At 58.2% G+C, this 19,059-nt stretch carries 22 protein-coding genes; 3 read left to right on the forward strand and 19 right to left on the reverse strand.

Annotated features, from left to right (window positions below; translation table 11 throughout):
• Window positions 1–23 precede the first annotated feature (23 nt).
• Entirely contained in the window at window positions 24–641 is a 618-nt protein-coding gene (locus HTIA_RS00370; protein WP_008525188.1) for an RNA polymerase sigma factor sigma-70 region 4 domain-containing protein, read from the forward strand.
• Window positions 642–683: 42 nt separating this feature from the next.
• On the opposite strand, the gene HTIA_RS00375 is transcribed toward HTIA_RS00370, so the two are convergent.
• The 7 genes from HTIA_RS00375 to HTIA_RS00410 form a co-directional block, all read right to left on the reverse strand.
• Entirely contained in the window at window positions 684–1,094 is a 411-nt protein-coding gene (locus HTIA_RS00375) for a hypothetical protein (RefSeq protein WP_008525187.1), read from the reverse strand.
• A 287-nt stretch (window positions 1,095–1,381) separates the two neighbouring features.
• The gene (locus tag HTIA_RS15380) at window positions 1,382–2,020 is read right to left on the reverse strand and encodes a 3'-5' exonuclease (RefSeq protein ID WP_008525186.1); all 639 of its coding nucleotides are present in this window, start codon (window positions 2,018–2,020) and stop codon (window positions 1,382–1,384) included.
• A gap of 833 nt (window positions 2,021–2,853) precedes the next feature.
• Complete coding sequence (locus HTIA_RS00390) at window positions 2,854–3,633, reverse strand: DNA cytosine methyltransferase (RefSeq protein ID WP_008525184.1); 780 nt, start codon at window positions 3,631–3,633, stop codon at window positions 2,854–2,856.
• Between the two features lie 77 nt (window positions 3,634–3,710).
• Window positions 3,711–4,148, reverse strand: a complete 438-nt coding sequence (locus HTIA_RS00395) for a hypothetical protein (protein WP_021029469.1) — start codon at window positions 4,146–4,148, stop codon at window positions 3,711–3,713.
• Between the two features lie 85 nt (window positions 4,149–4,233).
• Entirely contained in the window at window positions 4,234–4,638 is a 405-nt protein-coding gene (locus HTIA_RS00400; RefSeq protein WP_008525179.1) for a hypothetical protein, read from the reverse strand.
• 77 nt (window positions 4,639–4,715) lie between these two features.
• Window positions 4,716–5,105 (reverse strand): hypothetical protein, encoded by a 390-nt coding sequence (locus HTIA_RS00405; protein ID WP_008525178.1) that lies wholly within the window; start codon window positions 5,103–5,105, stop codon window positions 4,716–4,718.
• A gap of 51 nt (window positions 5,106–5,156) precedes the next feature.
• Window positions 5,157–5,594, reverse strand: coding sequence for a hypothetical protein (locus HTIA_RS00410; RefSeq protein ID WP_021029468.1), 438 nt, complete (start codon window positions 5,592–5,594; stop codon window positions 5,157–5,159).
• An 885-nt stretch (window positions 5,595–6,479) separates the two neighbouring features.
• Here HTIA_RS00410 and HTIA_RS00415 point away from each other — a divergent pair.
• Complete coding sequence (locus tag HTIA_RS00415) at window positions 6,480–7,235, forward strand: hypothetical protein (protein ID WP_044950578.1); 756 nt, start codon at window positions 6,480–6,482, stop codon at window positions 7,233–7,235.
• 205 nt (window positions 7,236–7,440) lie between these two features.
• Here HTIA_RS00415 and HTIA_RS16550 read toward each other — a convergent pair whose 3' ends face one another.
• On the reverse strand, window positions 7,441–7,581 hold the full coding sequence (locus tag HTIA_RS16550; protein ID WP_153802429.1) for a hypothetical protein: 141 nt from the start codon (window positions 7,579–7,581) through the stop codon (window positions 7,441–7,443).
• A gap of 544 nt (window positions 7,582–8,125) precedes the next feature.
• The gene (locus HTIA_RS00425; protein ID WP_021029466.1) at window positions 8,126–8,731 is read right to left on the reverse strand and encodes a hypothetical protein; all 606 of its coding nucleotides are present in this window, start codon (window positions 8,729–8,731) and stop codon (window positions 8,126–8,128) included.
• 178 nt (window positions 8,732–8,909) lie between these two features.
• Here HTIA_RS00425 and HTIA_RS00430 point away from each other — a divergent pair, with 178 nt between their 5' ends.
• The gene (locus tag HTIA_RS00430; protein ID WP_008525168.1) at window positions 8,910–10,208 is read left to right on the forward strand and encodes a hypothetical protein; all 1,299 of its coding nucleotides are present in this window, start codon (window positions 8,910–8,912) and stop codon (window positions 10,206–10,208) included.
• Window positions 10,209–10,281: 73 nt separating this feature from the next.
• Here the strand turns inward: HTIA_RS00430 and HTIA_RS00435 are convergent, their stop codons facing one another.
• The 10 genes from HTIA_RS00435 to HTIA_RS00470 all read right to left on the reverse strand — a co-directional run bounded on the left by HTIA_RS00435 (window position 10,282) and on the right by HTIA_RS00470 (window position 19,034).
• A complete protein-coding gene (locus HTIA_RS00435; RefSeq protein WP_008525166.1) occupies window positions 10,282–10,488 on the reverse strand; it encodes a hypothetical protein in 207 nt (68 codons plus the stop codon).
• A gap of 315 nt (window positions 10,489–10,803) precedes the next feature.
• The gene (locus tag HTIA_RS00440; protein ID WP_008525165.1) at window positions 10,804–11,025 is read right to left on the reverse strand and encodes a hypothetical protein; all 222 of its coding nucleotides are present in this window, start codon (window positions 11,023–11,025) and stop codon (window positions 10,804–10,806) included.
• Window positions 11,022–11,216, reverse strand: a complete 195-nt coding sequence (locus HTIA_RS00445; RefSeq protein WP_008525164.1) for a Sec-independent protein translocase subunit TatA/TatB — start codon at window positions 11,214–11,216, stop codon at window positions 11,022–11,024. Before HTIA_RS00445 ends, HTIA_RS00440 begins: the two co-directional genes overlap by 4 nt.
• Complete coding sequence (locus tag HTIA_RS16555) at window positions 11,216–11,374, reverse strand: hypothetical protein (RefSeq protein ID WP_008525163.1); 159 nt, start codon at window positions 11,372–11,374, stop codon at window positions 11,216–11,218. Before HTIA_RS16555 ends, HTIA_RS00445 begins: the two co-directional genes overlap by 1 nt.
• Before the next feature lie 499 nt (window positions 11,375–11,873).
• Window positions 11,874–12,041 (reverse strand): hypothetical protein, encoded by a 168-nt coding sequence (locus HTIA_RS16560; RefSeq protein WP_158413112.1) that lies wholly within the window; start codon window positions 12,039–12,041, stop codon window positions 11,874–11,876.
• A gap of 2 nt (window positions 12,042–12,043) precedes the next feature.
• On the reverse strand, window positions 12,044–13,519 hold the full coding sequence (locus HTIA_RS00450) for a hypothetical protein (protein ID WP_008525161.1): 1,476 nt from the start codon (window positions 13,517–13,519) through the stop codon (window positions 12,044–12,046).
• A gap of 2 nt (window positions 13,520–13,521) precedes the next feature.
• On the reverse strand, window positions 13,522–15,009 hold the full coding sequence (locus tag HTIA_RS00455; RefSeq protein WP_020935892.1) for a hypothetical protein: 1,488 nt from the start codon (window positions 15,007–15,009) through the stop codon (window positions 13,522–13,524).
• Entirely contained in the window at window positions 15,006–16,742 is a 1,737-nt protein-coding gene (locus HTIA_RS00460; protein WP_008525159.1) for a hypothetical protein, read from the reverse strand. The genes HTIA_RS00455 and HTIA_RS00460 overlap by 4 nt, the downstream gene beginning before the upstream one ends.
• A 4-nt stretch (window positions 16,743–16,746) precedes the next feature.
• Window positions 16,747–16,926: a hypothetical protein gene (locus HTIA_RS00465; RefSeq protein ID WP_008525158.1), complete on the reverse strand. Its 180-nt coding sequence runs from the start codon at window positions 16,924–16,926 to the stop codon at window positions 16,747–16,749.
• Window positions 16,926–19,034, reverse strand: coding sequence for a hypothetical protein (locus tag HTIA_RS00470; protein WP_008525156.1), 2,109 nt, complete (start codon window positions 19,032–19,034; stop codon window positions 16,926–16,928). Before HTIA_RS00470 ends, HTIA_RS00465 begins: the two co-directional genes overlap by 1 nt.
• Between the last annotated feature and the right edge of the window lie 25 nt (window positions 19,035–19,059).

Here is a 19,059-nt window from a genome sequence, read left to right on the forward strand (position 1 = left end):
TGATTACCGTTACAGTAATCAACATGCCCGACACCGACACGAGCGACAAAGACACGATCACAGAACAGGACTTAGCCGTCCTCCTCCGCGACGGCCACAACGGACTCGATGCGAACATGTCCCGCATGGCACTCGAACGAGTCGTAGAAGACTGGGAAAACCACGCAGAGAAAGACGAGAAACTCGAATTCCTCCGCGACTCCCCGATGGACATCGATTTCGTAATCCCGGACGTCCGATGGGATGCTGACAAAGAGGAATTCTACGTCGGCACGAACCGCGGCCCCGGAACCCTCGGAGAACTCACCGTTGGCGGCGGGTTCCACGTCGCCGGTGAATTCAGCCGTGACTACGTCGAAGCGTACCGGCAACAGTACCAGGACTTGCTGGATGAATCGATGCTCAGTAAGAAGCAGTTCATGGCGTACGTGATGCGTGAAGCGAACAAGAACGAGCACGTAATCGCTGACGCGCTGGGCGTGAAGACCGGGACCGTGCGCAGTCACGCTGGCCGGGCTCGTGAGAAAGTGGAGAAAGCGGAAGCAACAGCGCGCATCCCGGAGTTATTCACGTTCGAAGGGTACGACGAACTGCAGGAGAACATGGCGGAGTTGCTTGAACCGCAGCCACAGACCGGGTAACACTGGGTGGGAAGGGAGACAGATACTGACCGGCGAGCGCGTTCAGTCCTCGTTCTCGGCGACGTAAGCTAATGCGTCACGGATATCTACCAAATCCTCCATATCCTCTTCCGTGCTCATTCCCGGGGGTTCTGGCAATTCCCGAACTTCACCTATCACTTCAAGTAACTCGTCAACATCCTCAACTTGAACAGAACCGTTTTTGTCCGAGTGGGTTGCCATGTCTGCCCATTTCTCCTTGAGCCCTACTCCCGATTCAGCGGACAAATCAGTGGGTATCCCAGCATCCGTCGTTGGGTCGTTCACATCATGCAATATCAACGACAGTGTTCCGAGTACACTGCCTTCTACGTCTCTGATTTCCCCCATAATGAGGTTTAACTCGTCTGTGTACACCTTCGCTTGTGACGATAACCCGCCTGAGTTATCGTCTGCGTTGATCGCTCGTACCATCTTACTACACTCATACCTTACCTCCCGTCCCTAATAAACGTTTGCCGTCGTACAATCACTGATAACACAAACATAAACCACTCCCAAAACCGGACACGCAAACAGCCGAACGGTGAAAATCACGGAGTACACGGCATCTCACGCCCGGATAACACATCACCGCGCGGAGAAGGGGGCGCGGATACCAAATGAAAACCCGGGCACTACCCAGTGTTCTCCCAGTCCTCGTTGGTATCACTCACAGAACACAGTACACGGCCGGCGGGTAACACGACCAGATACGCCGGTTACTCAGACAAGGAATCGAGCAACCGGAACAACGGTTCGACGTCGGACTCTGCGTACTCTTTGACAGCTGCCCGTTCGTGGTCGGTCGCGTCACCAGCCAGCATCCGCAACCCGAGATCCGGCATATCCGCTCCCGACACTTCCTCCCCGTCCAACTGCACGTCGGGCGTTGGTATGTCGTGGTAATCGAGCGCTGAGTCGAGCGGGACGTTATACCCTGCGTCCTCCTTCACTTCCCGGAACAGGTCAGTGTGCTCCACCGCATCCAGTACTAACTCTAAATCCGTTCCTGCGGTGTGTGACCCGGGGCACTCATGCGCCGTGACACCGGCACGGTGCCGGAGAATCGGGAAATCGTACGATGCGCCGTTGTACGTCACGATTCGGTCGGGGTTACGTTCGCGGATCCAGTCGGTGACGCGCTCGATGAGCTCTAATTCGTCGCAGGCCGTGGATCCGCGTCGGAAGAGTACTCGTGTCTGCACGTTGGTATCCCCGGCCGGGCGGTGTCCGAGCGGCACACAGAACACCGACCAGTGATCAGGGGATTGGAAATCGAGGTCCGGTGGTTCTACGAGGTTGATTGCTTCGATGTCGAGCGCGACTGCGCCGCCTGTCCCGGTCGGGCCGGGGCGCATTGACGGTCCTTCTGACTTGTTCGTGTAATGCATGTGGTTGTGGTTTGACAGTGGATTTATTGACTTATACGCTCGCAAAACTATCCAGTTCAATGATTCGTTGGTAACCGCGTGACGGGGACGTGTTACGCAGGGTCTCGGATAGTTACTGACAGCTCGAACGCGCCGCCACAACCCCCGCGGTCCTCCTCACACGTCAACAGGCCAGGCGACTCACCCCACCGCTCAGGAATCTCCGCGCGAGCGGTCCCGTCGCATAACGGGCAGTCGATCGTCAACCAAACGTTCTGCTGCGTGAGTTCCAAAACCGGTTGTAACATCGTACCCGTTAGTAACGCATACTCGGATAAGCGCGACAGATACGCCGGAACGCGGGTAGGAAAGTTCCGGACACACCCCGTCCCCCGCTGGCGAAGAAAAACACTCGTCTCAAAGGAAAACACGTCCACGCAGCCAAACGTCACCGGTCACACAACACCAGGAATCACTCTATTAGTAACGTGAACCCCGGGGTTACGCCGGCACACGGTCGGGGAAACGGTCGTCCAGCGCCATCGAGACCAGGATACCCAGCGATTCCGGGACACGGTACCTCTCCATGATCTCCGTCACTGTCCGGCGGCGGCAATGGTGTTCTGCATCTAACTCAACGAGCGTTTGGACAGCGTGCTCGTGCCATTCCGGATCGCGTGACGGTCGGGCATCCCCGTCGTCGTGCAGCTGGTCATGACACTGTCTGCAGAGCTCTACACCGCGTGGCGCGGCGTACGTCCAGTGATGGTAGTCCAGCCCCTCATGCTCGCGCGACCGGCACAGCGGGCATGCACGGCGTGTCACGACCCCCCACCCCAGTTACTGACCGCGTCGGTGTGTCCTGGCGTGGTGTGCGCGATTTGCTGCTGTTCCGTCTCACCTTCGACCGCGTCAAGGATTGCTTCCGAGAGCCCGTACGGAACGGCTGCACGTTCGCCGTACCCGCTTGGCATGGATGCGATTGCCGAGTACCCGTCGTCCTCAGTGTTACTGTTGTGACAGTCCGCGCCCGGACTGCACGACAAGTATTCGAATCCGGGAGGGTGCTTCCCCCACAGATCGGTCGGTTTCTGATAGTTCATCCCGAATTGGCAGTACGTCACTGTTCCCTCCGGGTCACGGAACGACCATCGGAGACGTCCGCGAGGGTTTTCGAGGAACCAGTACTCTGGGTTGAGGGCTTTGATGATGCCGACGGCGTGGTGCGCGAGCGCGATCGCGTCTCGTGCCTCATCACTCGTTGGGGTCCCGGCTTCGAAATCCCAGTGGTCGTGATTCCCTGCAGTACTGAATTCCGTGCATGGCGGGGATGCCAAGACGACGTCCGGCTCGGTTGGTAATCGAGGATCGGACGGTTGGAGTTCGTGAACGTCCGCGACGATATCCGGGTCCAAGTCCGGGTCGATGTCCACCGTCGTCACCTCCCACGCTGGGTGTTCTTCGAACGCTTGTGAGAACCCGCCGACCCCGGCGAACAAGTCCACGCACTGCTTCTTCTCACCAGCGTCGTTGGTATCCGTGTTACTGACTGAGACACGCCCCCCGTCAGTGTTCTGTGCTGTGATTGCGTTCTGTGTCATTGCCGTTTACCTCGAAGCACGCCCGGGGAATCGAACCCTCGGTGAAAGCACCAGCACGTGCGGACCGACCCGGTGCGTTAAATCCCGTCGCGTCCGCGCCAATTCTCCGCGTACACTTCCTCCGTGTCAGTATCCGTGAGCGGTTTGAACTCTCCCTTGATACCTGCAGCAGATTCGATCACGTCCTCGTACAAGTGCAACACTCCCGGCATCGGGCCCTGAACCATCACGTACCCAGCGAACCCGCCTCTGGACGTTCTCTCACCGTCCTCCTTGACAGTCACAGAGTCCTCGCAACGCGGGTCTGTGTTCGTCATCAACACGAGCGGGGTGTCGAAGGCGTAGGACACGAACACGTGGTTGTGCGCTTTCGTGTGATTCGTTCGGCCTTTGTATTCGAGTCCGTTCCGGCGGCACAGTTCTTCGAACGTTGTGGCGTCGCCATAGTCCATGTAGTGCAATTCCGCTACTGCATCCCCGGTGTCCGTGCTCACGTCGTCTGTTGTTGCTACCATTGTCTTTCAAGCACGTCCAGAGGGAATCGAACCCTCGGTGAAAGCACCAGCACGCGCAACCACACCACACCGCTCCGTGTTCGTGTTAGTCAGCTCCCGAGCGGATGTCCGGTTCAACCTCGAACCAGAAACACCCATCCACGACCCGGTCCGGGTGCGCCCAGGCATCTTTCTCAACCACGTCCAAGTCACGCACATCAACCCCGTCCATCCGAACGCCTGTTTTGTTCTGCAGGTGGACAGTGTGCCATGGTCCTGTAGAGTCCACTCCCCACTCTTCACCCTGGTACTCCACGATATCCCCTACCTCAACGCCCGACTCGCGGATGATGCGCAGGCTTTTCGCCGTGTTGTCATCCCGATTCTCCAATTCCTTGCACGAGTTGCACTTCGGGTCGTCCGGGATCTGGTCCACAGGGACGCTCATCCCGCTCTCGCAGTAGTTACAGAACAGTACCGTGTGTTTCTCGCCGGTCTGTGTTGCTACCATTGTCCTTCACGACCACCCCAGGAATTCGATTCCCGGCATCACACCGTAGAGGTGGCTCAACCGCCGGCGTGTCTGTGTTACTGGATTACACTGACCGTCACGTCGTCGTCCTCACGCTGCACGTACACCGCGCGAGGATACCCGTCAACGGCCAGGCCTTCGAGCGCGTCCTCCCAGTCCACCACGTCAACGTCCACAACACTGCCGTCCGCGCTGATCGTTACTGACCCGCCGTCACCGTGCACGTCACACGACGCCCGTACATCGGGCCGGTCGAGCGACTCGTTCAACTCGCTTTCAATGTCTGCAACGACCCCTTGCAACGCGGTCTGCACAGTGTCTGCAAGTTCTGCAGGGGACGTGTTCGTCCCCACATTCCACGTGTTCTCTGCGTCGTCGTGGAACACGCTGAGTTCCACTGTGACTGTCTCTGCTTCCGTGCCGGCTGCGTCTGTTGTTGCTACCATCGCATGCCCGTCCGGGGAATCGAACCCCGACGTTAGCCTACCAAGGACAGGTTAGAACCGACGGACGACGACTGCCGTCGTAGCGTGCCACGAGTCACCAGTCACGTCCTTCGCGTACGTGTCATGAGCGTCGCGTGCTGCCACGAACAAACGCTCAGACCTGTCGAACCCAGCAGCACCAGCAAGCGTTCGGAACGCCGTGTCGTTCAGGATGAGCGCTTCATCCTCCGTCAGCGCAACGTGCGTGTCCTGCTGGTCCATGTACAATTCCAGGTTATCCATCCGAGCTTCGTGCGTGTCCGGCAGCGCCGCGTCAATCGCGTTCAACACACCGTGTAACCGCTCCGTATTCACGTTGTGATACCGCGCGACCGTCTCCACGTTCTCGACCGGAATCGCGTGAGCGATCTCGTCCTCGAACATCACGGGGAGCGCGTCGTAGTTCATGTCCTGTGCACCGTCGTCGCCTGCCTGGGTTGCTCGTGCCATCTTACTACACCTACACATACCCCCGCGGCACTAATAAACGTTTGCCGTCACACAATCATCCCCTACATAACACACAATCCCACCACCAACACACCATAACCCGACACCCGCCCACGCAACCAAACGGTAACAGGCACGGGGTACAAGCCGTCACGCGCCCGTTCAGTGTCACGGGCACTCGGCAGTAACACCAATCCGAGAACCCAGAACACCACGTGAAAAACATACTGAGAACGGTTATCGCCAGTGTGAAACAACGCTCGCGCCGTAACCGACGGCCCACACCCCTTTTCAAGTGTTCTCCGTTCGGTGAGCCACACGGCGACTGAGCAAACCCAGCCCCTGCGTTAGTAACAGCTGCCACCCGGGACCACACAGTCGGAGTGATAACGAGACCATCCGGTCTGTCGTGATGGTTGGTAAACTACGACTGGGTCTGTAAGGGAGGGCACGCAGTACTGATTCCATGGAGCACGCGCGGCGTTTGAGGGCGGCGCGTCGTGCGCCAGTAACACCCCGCCTGACCCATCTCAGATATCTAACACAGGAGGTAAATCCTCTACTATACACCAAACACCATCTTCCGACGAAAGAACCCTGTCAGAAAGGCTCTGGGAGGGGGTATTACACCCGTTATCCCGCCAAAAAAGCTTTTTCAGGCGAATCTAAGCCCTGGCACGAAAAACACCCTCTCAGAACACTCAGTTAACTGAGATGGAGGGGGTAAACAGGGGGTCGTGAAAATCACCAATTGAAACAATGAACGAAGTTTGCCATGAGAGGGGTGAAAATCACTCTATTGAAAATCCTGCCCTGTCAAGAAGGAATGTGCCATGTCAAGAACCCCTGTCATTTATGCTTCTGTGGGTGTTATACCCAAACACAATGGCACAAGACAAGGACTACAAAACAATCACCACAATCATCTACGTCAGCGGGGACTCCCCAGCAGAACGCAAAGACGATCTCAGAACCTGCCTCAAACACGCCACCCACCACACCGGTGAGACATGGCTCACCGAACCCTCCCTCACGAAAAACACAGATAACGCAACGGAAGCTATCGAGAACGAAACACCAGGGAACTCAGTGACAATCGAAGAGGGAGACTGGCACCCACCCATCAACCAGCTCCTCATCTGCCACGACAAAACCACGACCAAGAACGGACTGGACGGTATGATGCAGGGCGCAACGAAAAGCAACCAACCATACTCCCTCATCGTCGTCCACCCCGACGAACTCATCGACCGGGCGAACGGCGCTGAGCGTATCCAGGAACTCGTGGACTGCGCAGTGGACGTACACTTGGCTGAGGCAGGGATGGTCGTCACGTCCGGCACTGCCATCAAGGGTGCGACGAAACGCGCTCTCACCACGCTCAGCGACGCTCTGCATCCATCGCATGACCACGATACTGACGCCACGTACGCGTGGTCCGGTGGACGGCCACCACTTGGGTTTGAGGTGGATGGTGGGCGGTTGGTAGAGACTGACGAGTACGACCGGATCTGTACTGTGTTACAGCAGGTTCGTGATTCAGAGACCAGTAAGCGTCGTGCTGCAAAGCGTCTCGGGTGTTCGCGTGGAACGATTATCAACGCGCTTGAGGACCGACCGTCGATGTACGGATTGGTGTGACCGGGTGTACGACGGCGTACACGCCCATAACACCGATCCCGTGTTTTTCCCACACCGAACGTCCACGAACATTGATATGAGGTAGCGCGCGTGTTATGCAACCACTCAGAGGACCCGTGGAGACCCCACGGAACACACTACAGTTTATCCAGAACAGACTCCACCACAGCCCGCCGACCGCTCACATCACGATGTACCACCAAACTCAAACGGAGGAACTCCACCTCCTCACCAGTAAGATCGACCGGGCGGCCACGCGCTCGCTGCACTTTGAGTTTAACCCATGTGAAACTATCATCCCGCCACGGATCCCGGTAATCGCCTGGATGTCGAGCGTGGTGCTCACGTCCCTTCTCCAACGCTGCGCGCGCAACAGCTGCCTCGCGTGCTGACAGATCGAGCGTGGTTGCGGTGGCTGTCACCGCCGCTGCTTCTGACGCTGGCGGTGGGTCCACGTCAGTGGTTCCCCCGCGTTGGTTTGCGATCTGATCACCGTCTGGAGCGTGTGTGCTCATATATCATGGTAGTGGTTCAAGAACCATTAACCTTCACCAGCATAATACTTGGATTCAAATAGGAAAACGGTACTGTAGGTTGTTTCCATCAATTCTACCCACCCTACATCTACGAGTTCGAGCGGTCGCTCTTCAGAGAGACTGGGCGAGCAGGTCTATACTATACTACGGGTTCTAAGATTCTAAGCCGAGGAAGGGGGTGAGGGTTTATGTGTCTTTAAGTGTGTTCTACTATCTACCCCTATTTAATAGTATATAAACCCTCACCCCCTTATCGAATAGAAATCCTGAGAACCCGTAGTATACAGTACGAGAAATGATAGTGATAACGATTAGCAGAACACCGTTTGGTAAGAGCGTCTGCGTGGGAAGGAGTCACCCGTCCAGGAACTGCGTCAGCTCCTCCGCGTACTCCTCCTGCAAACCTGGCCCACTCACGTCCGGTTCATCGTCTTTCATCTTCGCTACAGCCTTCTCAGCTGCCGCAACAGCTTCTTCGCGGTCTTCGGACTCTGCCACGCCGAACCCTGACCCGAGCGTATCGTACTTCGTATCCTCATCAACCAGGCTGTTCTGAATGAACACGGTCCACATCGGTTCGTCGTAGTTCATCCCGGTGTCCTCAACAGCAATCATACCGCCTGTCCCGGGTACATCGACACCTTCGACAAGATCGGCGTCGCCGTCCGGTTTGCCGGGGTGTTCTGAGATGACGTTGAGATCGTCCCAGGATTCGATTTCAAGCCCGTCTTCGACGTCCGGTGCGTCCGGTTCTGGGAGGTCTTCGTTTTGGTAAGCGTCGCCGTCTTCGACTTTTCCGAGATACTCCCACTCGGCGTCTCCGTTCTCGCAGGTGACGCGGTACGCGTACGGACCATACCCGTTAACCAATTTGGTAATTATCGTGCCGGTGCCGGCGTCCGCCTCACATGGATCGCATGTCTTGGTCATTGTTTTGGTAATTCCCGTGTTTCCCTGCATGTGGGACTACCCCGGTACTCCGGATAAGCGAGGGATACGAGGGCTCAACGGCGTAGAAAGCACTCACCTCTCGCTCACCAGGAGGGGGTGTGTCCGGAACTCTGCACCGGCACAGAACTGTTCGACGTGGACAGGGTCACGCGCAACCATCAAGTCAACACGGTAGCATCAACACCGTATGACCGACGCTGAATCGAACTTAGAAAAAGCCATGGACTGCATCGAACACCCACCCCACCCAGGAATCTATACCAGTCCAGGGCGGCCCTTCGCCTTCCACATGATGAAGCTCATCCGCGAGGATTTACCCATCAACGTCGAAGAAGACAAAATCGCAGTCCAAACCGTCAGCGAAAACCTCGAACCTATCCTGAAAGAAGCCGCCTTCGAAGACAATCCAGAAGACGCGTTCTACGACGAATTCGAACGGTACATCAAGGATTTACGGACACGCGACCCGGACACGTACGAGATTGCATTCCCTTTGAACCTGCAGGATTATCAAGATCCACCGGACGAGTTCAGCGTTCGAGGAACGGTTATTCACCGTATCACACGGGATGAATGGGAAAATGAGTACTTGACACCAGCCCGGTTCGAAGCAGACAAACTATCGAGTTTCCTGCGGAAAACACCGAACGACCCGTTGAACGACGAGTACACGTTCTGGAAAGTAACAACCGAAGGGCGCGGGCGGCGATACGCAATGTTCGAAGCGAGTAATCTCGTGAAACTGATGCTCGCTAAAATCAACTACGCGTTCCGTCGATGGTACCTGCGGCCAACGAGCTCGTTACCCCGTGTCCAGTGGTCACGGTTAGAATCCCCGTTCTTCCTGGTCGCGTTCCAAGACGGTGACTTCCAGCATTTCCACGTTTCTGACTACGATTCACGGCGACCGATGTCGATTCCGTGGGAGCACATGGACGTGTTGGACGTGTACAACTCGCTCCCGGAGTTTACTGGTGACCTATCACCGGTTGATACAGATATCGTGAACTCGTTGTATGAGTTCCAAGACGCGTTGACGGCACGACGGCAGAAAGAGTCGTTTTTCTGTTTCTGGCGGGGTGTCGAAACGTTGTGCCAAACAGAGCGCGGGCAAGCGACAGAAGACACGCTTAACCGAGCAGTGTTCGCTGCAGAGTGCCAGCAACCGCGTGAGGAATGGAATGAACCGTTCGACATTACAGCGGATGAAATCGATGATATGCGGAACGATGTCGCGCATGGAAGCGGGCGCGTTCCGTTAAGTCAGCATCATCAAGAGTTCGTGAAACACTTGTTCGATTCATTGCTGGATTTGTACTTCGAGTATCGTGGTGAGTTCGGAGAGGATGAGTTCCGGTATTTCTTGGAGTACGGGGGGTCGGAGGATCACAGGGTTGCTGATGTGGAATCGGGAATGCAGAGTAAGCGGACGGCGTTAGACGCGTTACAGAACCGCTCTCCTTCGTCTTCCACCGGTGACCGGTGACCTTCACCGTTATCGGGCGTCCACAGGGAAGTATACGTAAAGAGACGTGGTTTTCCGGGCTGCTGTGGAAAGTTTAGTTTTCCTTACCCGGTTCCGGGCGGTCGCCGGACAGGTAGACAGTCTGCTCATCAAGGTCGGAGAACGAGTCGAAGAACGTCCTCTTGTGACCACAGCGGGGACAGTTGATCTCGACCCATACCTCATCACCTACCGGGTCAACGTAGGGAGTAACCGCCTCTTCAGGGTGTCCGAAAACCCAGCAGTATATTTTCTCTATCATCGGTCCTCACCGCCCTCTCTGTATCGCTGGAACCACTCCTCTTGCTGTCTGATTCGCCACATAACACCCAGTCCTAACATAACGACCAGTCCTAACTGAACCGCGGGATGGAGTGACGTAACCCACAGCTCAAAAACGGTCATCGCTTCTCACCGTCCTTGTCGCTCATACGATACATGGCTCCGCACTCGTCACACTGGAACCGATAACGGTCTTGCGGGGGTGCTGACGTGAGATGACGGGGTACATACCACCACAACGGGATGCCGGCAAGCGAGGTCACGATTACTCCTCCAAGAAACGCGGCGATTTCGGTCATCGCCCTTCACCGCTCATGTCACGCCACCGCTGCCGTTCCTGGTGCTCGCGCCAGATTGCGAGCGCGGCAAGAGCCAACGCGAACCCACCGACTACGGCCGCGCCCGTCTGCCCGGTGTCGATCCCTACTGCAACGCACACTGCGCCGAGCACTGTCCACACTGCGGTCCACTGACGGAAGGACGATCGGTACTCGTCAGCTGGGTCTTCCCCGGTCATCGGCCCTCACCGTCCGTATCCCCGTCCAATTCGTCCTCGATCTCCTCACGACCACGTCGGAATTCACCCATAGACTGACCGACACTCCGCGCGAGCTCCGGGATTTTGTTCGCACCGAAGAGGAGCACTGCCAGCCCGAGAACAACGATCAATTCGATACCCCCCGGGAACCCACCGATAAACGCCGTCATCAAGCGTCTCCCTCCAGTTCTGCGGCAATCTCGTCAGCATCCACATCGGCGTACGCCAGCTGCGCTTCGATGCCCATCTGCGACGCACCGTCACGAACGGGGAGTGGCGTGAGCTCGTACCGGGCACCACACCCACCGCGGTCTCTATCGCACGTCATGACCGGCACCACGTCACTCGGTCGGGATGGAACGTGCGTTCTCGCTGTTCCACCGCATTCTGGGCACTCAACAGTTAGATAACACTCACGACCACGGTATTCCGGCGTGATTTCGTGGAGTTGCATACATGATCGTAGGGTGTATGGAGGGAAGAGAGGGAGATACGCGCGCTATACCGGCATGTGTACTTGTCCATACAGCGTGTTGGGGTGCTGCAGCGCAGGCGCTTGGCAGTCGTGCCCGAGGGCAGGGTTCCGCAGTCCAGTTGACGTGCAGGCAGTCAGGCAGGCAACGCTCGTCAATTACTGACCAGGATACCACTGGAAAGGGGGAGGGGGTTACCCCCACCCTATGCGCGCTCGCGTCGCGCCCGCGCGCGAGAACACCGAAGCGTTGGTAACGACGACCGTACCGTCTCTCACCCTACCCTCACGTCGATAACAACCGCTCCTCCCGCCTACAGAAACAGGTTATCGAGTATCGTCACGGTACTCCAAGTCACGCCACCTCCTCACAGTCGCCGTCGACGTCCTCAACGAACAGAGACGTTGGTAACTCATCCACCCGTCCGAGATATTCCCAGTCCTGCTCCCCATCCCCTGCGTAGGTAACACGGTACGCGTACGGCCCGCACCCGTTCACCTCGCGTTGAACGATCGTTGGCAAGGTCACTCACCTCCGTCCGACCCGCCAGATTGCCGGGTTAACGAGTCGGCCATGCGTTCCGCTTCCTCGTCCGTGAGGTCGTCGGGGTGTTCAGACTGGAGCGCAGCAGCGATCAACGCACGGTCGTCCTCATCTGCGTCGTGTTCCCCTGTCGCTGCTTGGAGTGCCGAGAGAGCGTCCTGTGCGCCCTGCGCGGCGTCCCGGGCATCGTCACGTGTATTGCCACTCGTTCCTGTGTCGGGCGTGTCACGCGCTTCACGCGTCGTCTCACCGCCCGCGTCGTCAGTGGTCCGCGGGTCCGGGTCACCGCCCCACTGCGCTCGATGCGTGCCGCAGAAACCGCTCTCGTGCGTCACGTACTGATTCCCGCACTGATCCCCGTCAGTGTTCGTGCCGCGGCACTGCACGGCCTGCTGACGCGTCTCACCGCTCGCTGCATCGCCCTCACCGTCGTCATCCTGGTACTGTTCCCAGTCCTCAATCAGTTTCCCGTGGTCAATCTGATTTTCAGGGTCATCGAGATCCCATTCGAGATGCGCGAAGTAGTTCGTCTCGTACCGCCACGGTGATTCACCCGGCACGTCACGCACACCGCGGACTTTGAACCACTGATTCCCTTTCAGGTACTTCTCCCAGTGATCGTAAATCGTTGCCAGGTCCGCCATGCCTTCGTCCGCTTTCCCGTCCTTACTAATGATGACGTCCGACTGTTTTCTGACGAGCGGGTGAATGTCGCTGTCGTTCTTGTGCCCGACGTAGATCGTTCGCAGCGACCCGTTCGGGGATTTACGGAACGCGTTAATACACTTGCTCATAATCGATTCGACATCCCCCTGATTCGTGTACGCGTTCCCACTGCTACTGAACTCGTCAAACAACGCGAGCTTTTCACCAGGTTCACGCGCGAATTCGAGGAACCCAGAGATATCGCACTCAAACCGGACGTGAGGGGCGAGCGTTCCGAGCGCGTCGTTCTCGTCCTCGTCAAGCCACCAGTCCGGGATGTTACTAATCTCCCCGGCGCGTTCCAGGTCCTCACGCGACATCCCGCGGACCGGGACGTTCATCATCACCTTCTCCACCACATCCTCCCGGAACAGCCACCGGATGAGCTCTAACGCGGTCCCAGTCTTCCCAGTGCCCTTCTGCCCGCGGAACACCGCTTGCTGCGCAGCCGGCCGTAACGCGTTGATGAGCCGGTCGTACCCGGTCGCTTCCGACCGGGTTTCCGACAGTCCCGTAGCAGCGTTCATACTGCTCACGTGACCGTTCTTCCGCGCGGAACGGAGCATGTGCGTCGTCTCCGCCCGCTCAAGTATTTCTCGGAGCGGTGCGTCTTCCGGAAGGTCCGCTTGTTCCGCGGCGAGAAGCGCGTTCGCCACGGGCTTGTTATCAGTGAGAACCCCTTCAATCAGGGCTTCAACGTTACCGTCTCTGATTTCGTCAGCCGTTTTTGCGCTGTCGTACCCGCTTGACATTGTTACTCGTCACCTCCATCGTTGACAGTGTCACCGTCACCGGCACTGTCACCGCCGTCAACGTCTTCATCGTACGATTCCTCCTCACCGTCGTCATCACCGCCGGTGAAGTACCCGGAGAACCGCGTGCTCGCCAAGGCACGGTCAAGGATGTTGTCCATCGGTCCTGGGTCGATGTCGGTCGCTTCCGCCAGCTGCTTGTTCAACGCCACTGCAGCGGAGGAGTTGGACGCGGACCGCATTGCTCCCACACCTCCGAGGAGCGTTCGGAACGCGTCTGACTCGTCTTCGAGGACTTCACGGTTCCAGTCGATCGCGGACTTCAGCGCAGCGATGAGTGCATCGTGAGCCGTTCCAGGCCACGTCCCTGTTGCGCGATTTCGTTTCGGATCGAACTGCCTGACTAAGTGCGTCTGTCCGCCCGGTGAACGCACGTCGGCAGGTTCGCCTTCCACGACGTCTAAGTCACTCACACGCTCAGGTGCACCGCTGTATACGCTGATTGCGACCGAGTCGTTCCCGTTCACAACTTCCTCGATATCTTCCTCAGTTTCCGCTTCACGGACGTCATCGAGGAATTCCTCCACGCCACCTTCAGACCCAGCGCTGACGGTGAGGGCGTCGGTGATGTCGAAGGACACGATGTATTCCTTCGCTGGCTCCCAGAGCCGTGTTGCGAGCGCGTAGACCGGGACGAACATGATGACGGTCATTGCCCCGGATCCGATTGCGATGACGCGCTGTGCGTCAGTGAGACCGGCCCAAACCTCCCCGGTGGAGGGAAGGACACCTAACCGGACGGCGACAAGGTACGCGACGACAGAGGCTGCCGTGAGCAACGCGTACCGGTGATGACTGACGAAACGCCGGGCTTTCCCGAGGACACCTTCGACTGCGTCCTCTTCAACACGGATGCGTTCCTGGGTTGTGAGTTCCTTGTACGTGTTCTCGTGCCGTCGTCGCAGATACCCGACTGCGAGACCGAGACTGAGCGTGGTGCCGATACCACCGGAGAGAACACCCCACTGTACGATTTGGACGGTTGGTGCGCTGGAAAGGACGTCGGCTGTTCCGCGGTCACCGCTCGCGGCCATCATTTCTCCGCCTTCTTGGATTGTGATGAGTGCGTCGTCACTCGCTAAGTGGAATCGAAGGACGTGCGTCCCATCACCCGGCCGGTAGACTTCGAACGGAACGCTCGCACGTTCATTACTCCCGATATCGACCGCGCCAGAGTCTGTAACGGCGATTGGACCGGAGTGTTCCGTGGCTGTGACGGTGATTCGGACTAACCCGTCATCGGCGAATTCGACTTTGTGGACTGTCACGGTCCCGAGTTCCTGCACGATCTGAGACGTGTCCACGCTTGAGGCGTTGACCGCCTCGCTCCCCGTCGCCGTTTCATTCTCAGCCTGTGCGGCTGCAGGCGCGACTCCGGCAGCGAGCGCTAACGCCAGCACTGCGAGCGTGAGGAGTGCAACTCGTCTCACTCCCCACCGCCCTCCTCGTTATCTGCCGCCAGCCCCAACCCGAGGAGCCCTGCAACCCCCCATGGAATCCACTTCACCACGGAATCCTGCGACGACGCGACACCGCCACCCGGGGGTATCGGTTCCTCCGTCGTCGTCTCATTCCCAGTGTCGTCATCGTCAGTTGACGGGAGGTTCGCGCCGGTACACCCGACCGACTGGATGGACTCAACAACAGGATAATCCCCGTCGCGGACACCCCACACCGAATCGAAATCCAGCGCGGGCATGTTACCCGTCGCAGTGTCACCCGTCGCCTCAGACGTCGTTAACTCGTACATCTGCCCCGTAGCCGCCCGGTCAAGGTCAGCGATAGTGTCACCGACCGTCCCGATCTCACCAGTAACACCGGCCACATCACCGTCCCAGAACACGCTCACCGCCGGGTCAGTGACACGACCACTCTTACTATACGTCCGTTTTCCGATTACACCGCCTGCAGAGTTCGCGGTGGAATCCACACTTGCAGCAACGACGACGGAATGTAGAGCCGTGGAATTGGACGACAGGTGCCCGATAAGCCCGCCTGTCGCCGTCCCGCCCGTGACAGGCGACCGGGCGGCAGCGTTCGTCACGATCGGGGCGATTGCCTTCCCAACCAGCCCGCCTACCTGACTATCCCCAGTAACACCTGCGCGTGACGTGGCGAGCTCGATCTTGGCTGGCGTCTCAGCGAACCCAGTAACACCGCCAACGTACTGTGACCCGTTGACTGTCGCGTCCACGAATACACCACGGATCGTTCCAAGACACTCGCCAACAGCACCACCAACCATGTTCCCACCTGCCGTCACGGTGCCTTCGACATCGACCGCTTCGATTACACCTGACTCGCCGTTGATGCCAGCCACCCCGCCTACGTCATGGGAGTCGCTTCCCATGTCGATATCCGCGGTAACGCAGCACCCCCGGATAGTGCCGTAATTCCCGCCTACGATCCCGCCAACACCGGTTGCTCCCCCTGTAATCGACCCGCTGACAATGCAGTCTTCCATCGTTCCGTCGAACGCTCCTGCAACTAACCCGACTGCACCGTTTTCGGACTGGGCTGAAACGTCGATTGTGCACCGCTTGACCGTCTTAATCCCGCGCATCGCGGTGATTGCACCGACTTGCGTGCCTCCTGATATTGTACCGCTCAGTGTTACATCGCGTACTGTGAGCGACCCCGCACCTTGGTGCTGCGCGGCGATGATCGCCGCTTTGTAGCCTTGGCTGGTGATGTCCGCGTTGATTGTGATGTTCTCAACGACTGCTGTGGCTTTCCGGAACAGCGCGCACTGGGCGCTCCGGTCGATGTACAGCCCGTTAATCGTGTATCCGCGGCCGTTGAGGCTGCCGGTGAACTCCTGGATGGGATCCCAGCCGGCACCGGATTCCCAGGTTTCTGTCGGGGTTGCATCGATGTTGCTGGTGAGGGCGTAGTGCGCTCCCGGGGCATCACGCATCTTATCGAGGTCATCGATAGTCTCGATCTGGTACGGGTCGGCTTCGGTTCCCGACCCCGCCAGCCCGCCCGTGGTCGTGCTGGTACTGGTTTGCGCGGCCACGCTACCAGTCACGTACTTGCTACCGAGCGCGAACGCTGACAGCGACGCGCCTGCTTTCAGCGCGTCACGCCGCGTAACACTCGTGTTCTCGCCGTCGTTGACAACCGAGCGTTCGTCGTCGTGGTCTGTATTTTCAGATACCATAATCTTACACCCCGAACAGCGACCGGAACAGCCCGCCAGCGATACCTCCCACGTCAATCACACCAGTCGAAACCGCCACCCACGCAACAACCGCGAGCGCAACGGCGACAAACACCACCCTGACACCGAGAACCGCGGCTTTCATGTACCAATACCCCGGATTCAGCATCTTCAAGAGTGACACTACTGGTCACCTCCGGAGTCGCGGTCTTGGAGTCCGAGTACTGCAGCGCCGGTCGCTGCAGCACCACCGAGCACATACAGTAACGCGTTCCCACCGTCACCGCCAGCACCGCCACCACCCGGCGGGTCATACCGGCCCTTGTGCCGCGTCCGTTCAGCGGCCGTGTGGATCTGCCGGCGCATCAGTTCCTCCGCACCATCACTGGACAACTCCGCCTGCCTGCCATCTCTCATCCACAACGCGTCGATTTCCTCGCCTTCCGCGTTCGTCACGCTATGGATGTGGATTCCTTGCCCAGGGTTCGTGAGCGAGCGCCACATCGAGTCGTAATCCGCGACGACGAATTCGGCGTTCACGTCGTTCGGATCCGGGATCCGGTAGGTCTCGCCAACGAACAGGGCTTCGTCCACGCTCGCAGTGAGCGATTTAATGTCGCTCAACGCGTAATCCGCTGAATCGAGGCGGATGTAGAAGCTCGCATCCCACTCGCCCGGGTCCTCACTGGACATCCACTCCCCGCTCGTCATTAACTGCCCGTATTGGACCGCCTGAGTGGTTCCGTCGGCGAACTCGATTATGTGCTGGCCATTGGCCGGTTGGCCTTTGACGTGCAGTTCCACGCCGTCGATCTTCGCACCCTCGCTCAAGTCGTACTCAACCGTCTTCGCACTACCAGGAACCCAGCCTTCGTCACCCCCGAGAATCGGGACTGTGTCGTCAATTCGCTGCCCGTCGCCAACGCTTTCGCTGGGTTCCAGGATCTCAACGTCCGCGTTCATCTTCGTGTTCCCTCGCTTCCCGCGCTTCAACGCGCTAATGATTGCGAACCCGGTACTGCCGGTTTCCGCCCAGTCAAGCCCTAACTCGCGTCGAACTGCAGCGTTCGACAGTGCGCTCATCGGGATGCGACCCTTCCCCTCGTACGCCGTGTACATCGTCTCAACGTACGCGTCAATCTCTGAGTCGAACGTTCTAACCAGATCCCAGAGCTTCGTGTACATCTCAGACGCCAAGTCCCCGAGTCGCTGATTGTACATCCCCAACTGGTATTCGCTATCACCCAAGAAGTCGGGTGGAGCGTACAGGACTGGCGGGATCGGGTACGTCTTGCTGTCAGTCGTGCTTGGCACCCAGTCCCAGCGTCCCTCCGCGGCGATTGCGTCGTGGAGGGGGTGGACGATCATCTCGTCAGTGTCCTGCTCTGGGATCAACTGCATGACACCGGTTTCGAGGATTCGACCATCCATCAGCGACACTCTGGCTGGATGCATGCTCGGCTGGTGGAGCGTGAAATTGGAGTGTGTGAGGTTAGCGGCGCTGTTGAAGCTCCAGTAGTCCTTGAGCGACGTGTTATCCAACTCTGACGCAACCCGGAAGAACACGCCGTTGATTCGGATGAACAACTCCTCGACCAGGACTAACAGATTGAGTTCGTTACTGGCGAACAACTCTCTGACTGCAGCGCGCGCGTTGCTCTTCGCAACACCCATCGATTCCCCGCTGTTGAACGCTGCTCGCGTCGCTAACTCGATTTCAGCGTGTGCGAGCTGCTCGTTCTCGCCCAACGCAGACTGCCACTGCGTAATCCCGCGCTCAAGCAACTGATGGGCCTCAGCGATATCATACCAGGCTTGCTGCAGGACAGTCCCTCCGGCAACGTCACCCGGGCTGAACGGGTCGAAGAAGACGTCGCTGAAAATGTCACGTCCTGCCTCGAACACACCAGTGTTCTTCTGCGTGATTGCTCGCGTAGTCGCCCCGCCAGCGACAGCGGCCATGCCGAGCCCTGACGCCATGAAGAACATTTCCGTGGTTTCCGCAGCTGACGGTGTTGAGAACAGAGTTTCGTGATTGTCGTTAGCGACGTAATCACTGTAGCTGTCCTCCATCCAGTACTCCTCTGGGGGAGCGTCTGGATCCACAGTGTTACTGTCAGACGTCGTCGTGTTCTCTTGCGCAGCGACTGTAGAGGTCAGCGATGACCCTGCAGTCGCCGTCACGCCCGCGGCTGCCATTGCCTGCATTAGTTGGCGTCTCGATACCGTCACCCCGTCACCGCTCGCGTCGCCGTCATTGACAAGTTCGCTGTCGTCTTTCTCCTTGGTCATGTTTGTATCAAAAAATTGGTTGAAC

The sequence above is a fragment of the Halorhabdus tiamatea SARL4B genome, assembly GCF_000470655.1.
GTDB classification, from domain to species: Archaea; Halobacteriota; Halobacteria; order Halobacteriales; family Haloarculaceae; genus Halorhabdus; species Halorhabdus tiamatea.

What these genes read in the sequence shown, in the direction of transcription:
- HTIA_RS00410 (WP_021029468.1), bottom strand. Translation starts at nt 5,594, where the DNA reads ATGGCACGAGCAACCCAGGCAGGCGACGACGGTGCACAGGACATGAAC.
- HTIA_RS00425 (WP_021029466.1), bottom strand. Translation starts at nt 8,731, where the DNA reads ATGCAGGGAAACACGGGAATTACCAAAACAATGACCAAGACATGCGAT.
- HTIA_RS00460 (WP_008525159.1), bottom strand. Translation starts at nt 16,742, where the DNA reads ATGGTATCTGAAAATACAGACCACGACGACGAACGCTCGGTTGTCAAC.
- HTIA_RS00405 (WP_008525178.1), bottom strand. Translation starts at nt 5,105, where the DNA reads ATGGTAGCAACAACAGACGCAGCCGGCACGGAAGCAGAGACAGTCACA.
- HTIA_RS00450 (WP_008525161.1), bottom strand. Translation starts at nt 13,519, where the DNA reads ATGTCAAGCGGGTACGACAGCGCAAAAACGGCTGACGAAATCAGAGAC.
- HTIA_RS00400 (WP_008525179.1), bottom strand. Translation starts at nt 4,638, where the DNA reads ATGGTAGCAACACAGACCGGCGAGAAACACACGGTACTGTTCTGTAAC.
- HTIA_RS00440 (WP_008525165.1), bottom strand. Translation starts at nt 11,025, where the DNA reads ATGACCGGGGAAGACCCAGCTGACGAGTACCGATCGTCCTTCCGTCAG.
- HTIA_RS16555 (WP_008525163.1), bottom strand. Translation starts at nt 11,374, where the DNA reads ATGACGTGCGATAGAGACCGCGGTGGGTGTGGTGCCCGGTACGAGCTC.
- HTIA_RS00370 (WP_008525188.1), top strand. Translation starts at nt 24, where the DNA reads ATGCCCGACACCGACACGAGCGACAAAGACACGATCACAGAACAGGAC.
- HTIA_RS00415 (WP_044950578.1), top strand. Translation starts at nt 6,480, where the DNA reads ATGGCACAAGACAAGGACTACAAAACAATCACCACAATCATCTACGTC.
- HTIA_RS00435 (WP_008525166.1), bottom strand. Translation starts at nt 10,488, where the DNA reads ATGATAGAGAAAATATACTGCTGGGTTTTCGGACACCCTGAAGAGGCG.
- HTIA_RS00390 (WP_008525184.1), bottom strand. Translation starts at nt 3,633, where the DNA reads ATGACACAGAACGCAATCACAGCACAGAACACTGACGGGGGGCGTGTC.
- HTIA_RS00430 (WP_008525168.1), top strand. Translation starts at nt 8,910, where the DNA reads ATGACCGACGCTGAATCGAACTTAGAAAAAGCCATGGACTGCATCGAA.
- HTIA_RS00375 (WP_008525187.1), bottom strand. Translation starts at nt 1,094, where the DNA reads ATGGTACGAGCGATCAACGCAGACGATAACTCAGGCGGGTTATCGTCA.
- HTIA_RS00445 (WP_008525164.1), bottom strand. Translation starts at nt 11,216, where the DNA reads ATGACGGCGTTTATCGGTGGGTTCCCGGGGGGTATCGAATTGATCGTT.
- HTIA_RS00470 (WP_008525156.1), bottom strand. Translation starts at nt 19,034, where the DNA reads ATGACCAAGGAGAAAGACGACAGCGAACTTGTCAATGACGGCGACGCG.
- HTIA_RS00395 (WP_021029469.1), bottom strand. Translation starts at nt 4,148, where the DNA reads ATGGTAGCAACAACAGACGACGTGAGCACGGACACCGGGGATGCAGTA.
- HTIA_RS15380 (WP_008525186.1), bottom strand. Translation starts at nt 2,020, where the DNA reads ATGCGCCCCGGCCCGACCGGGACAGGCGGCGCAGTCGCGCTCGACATC.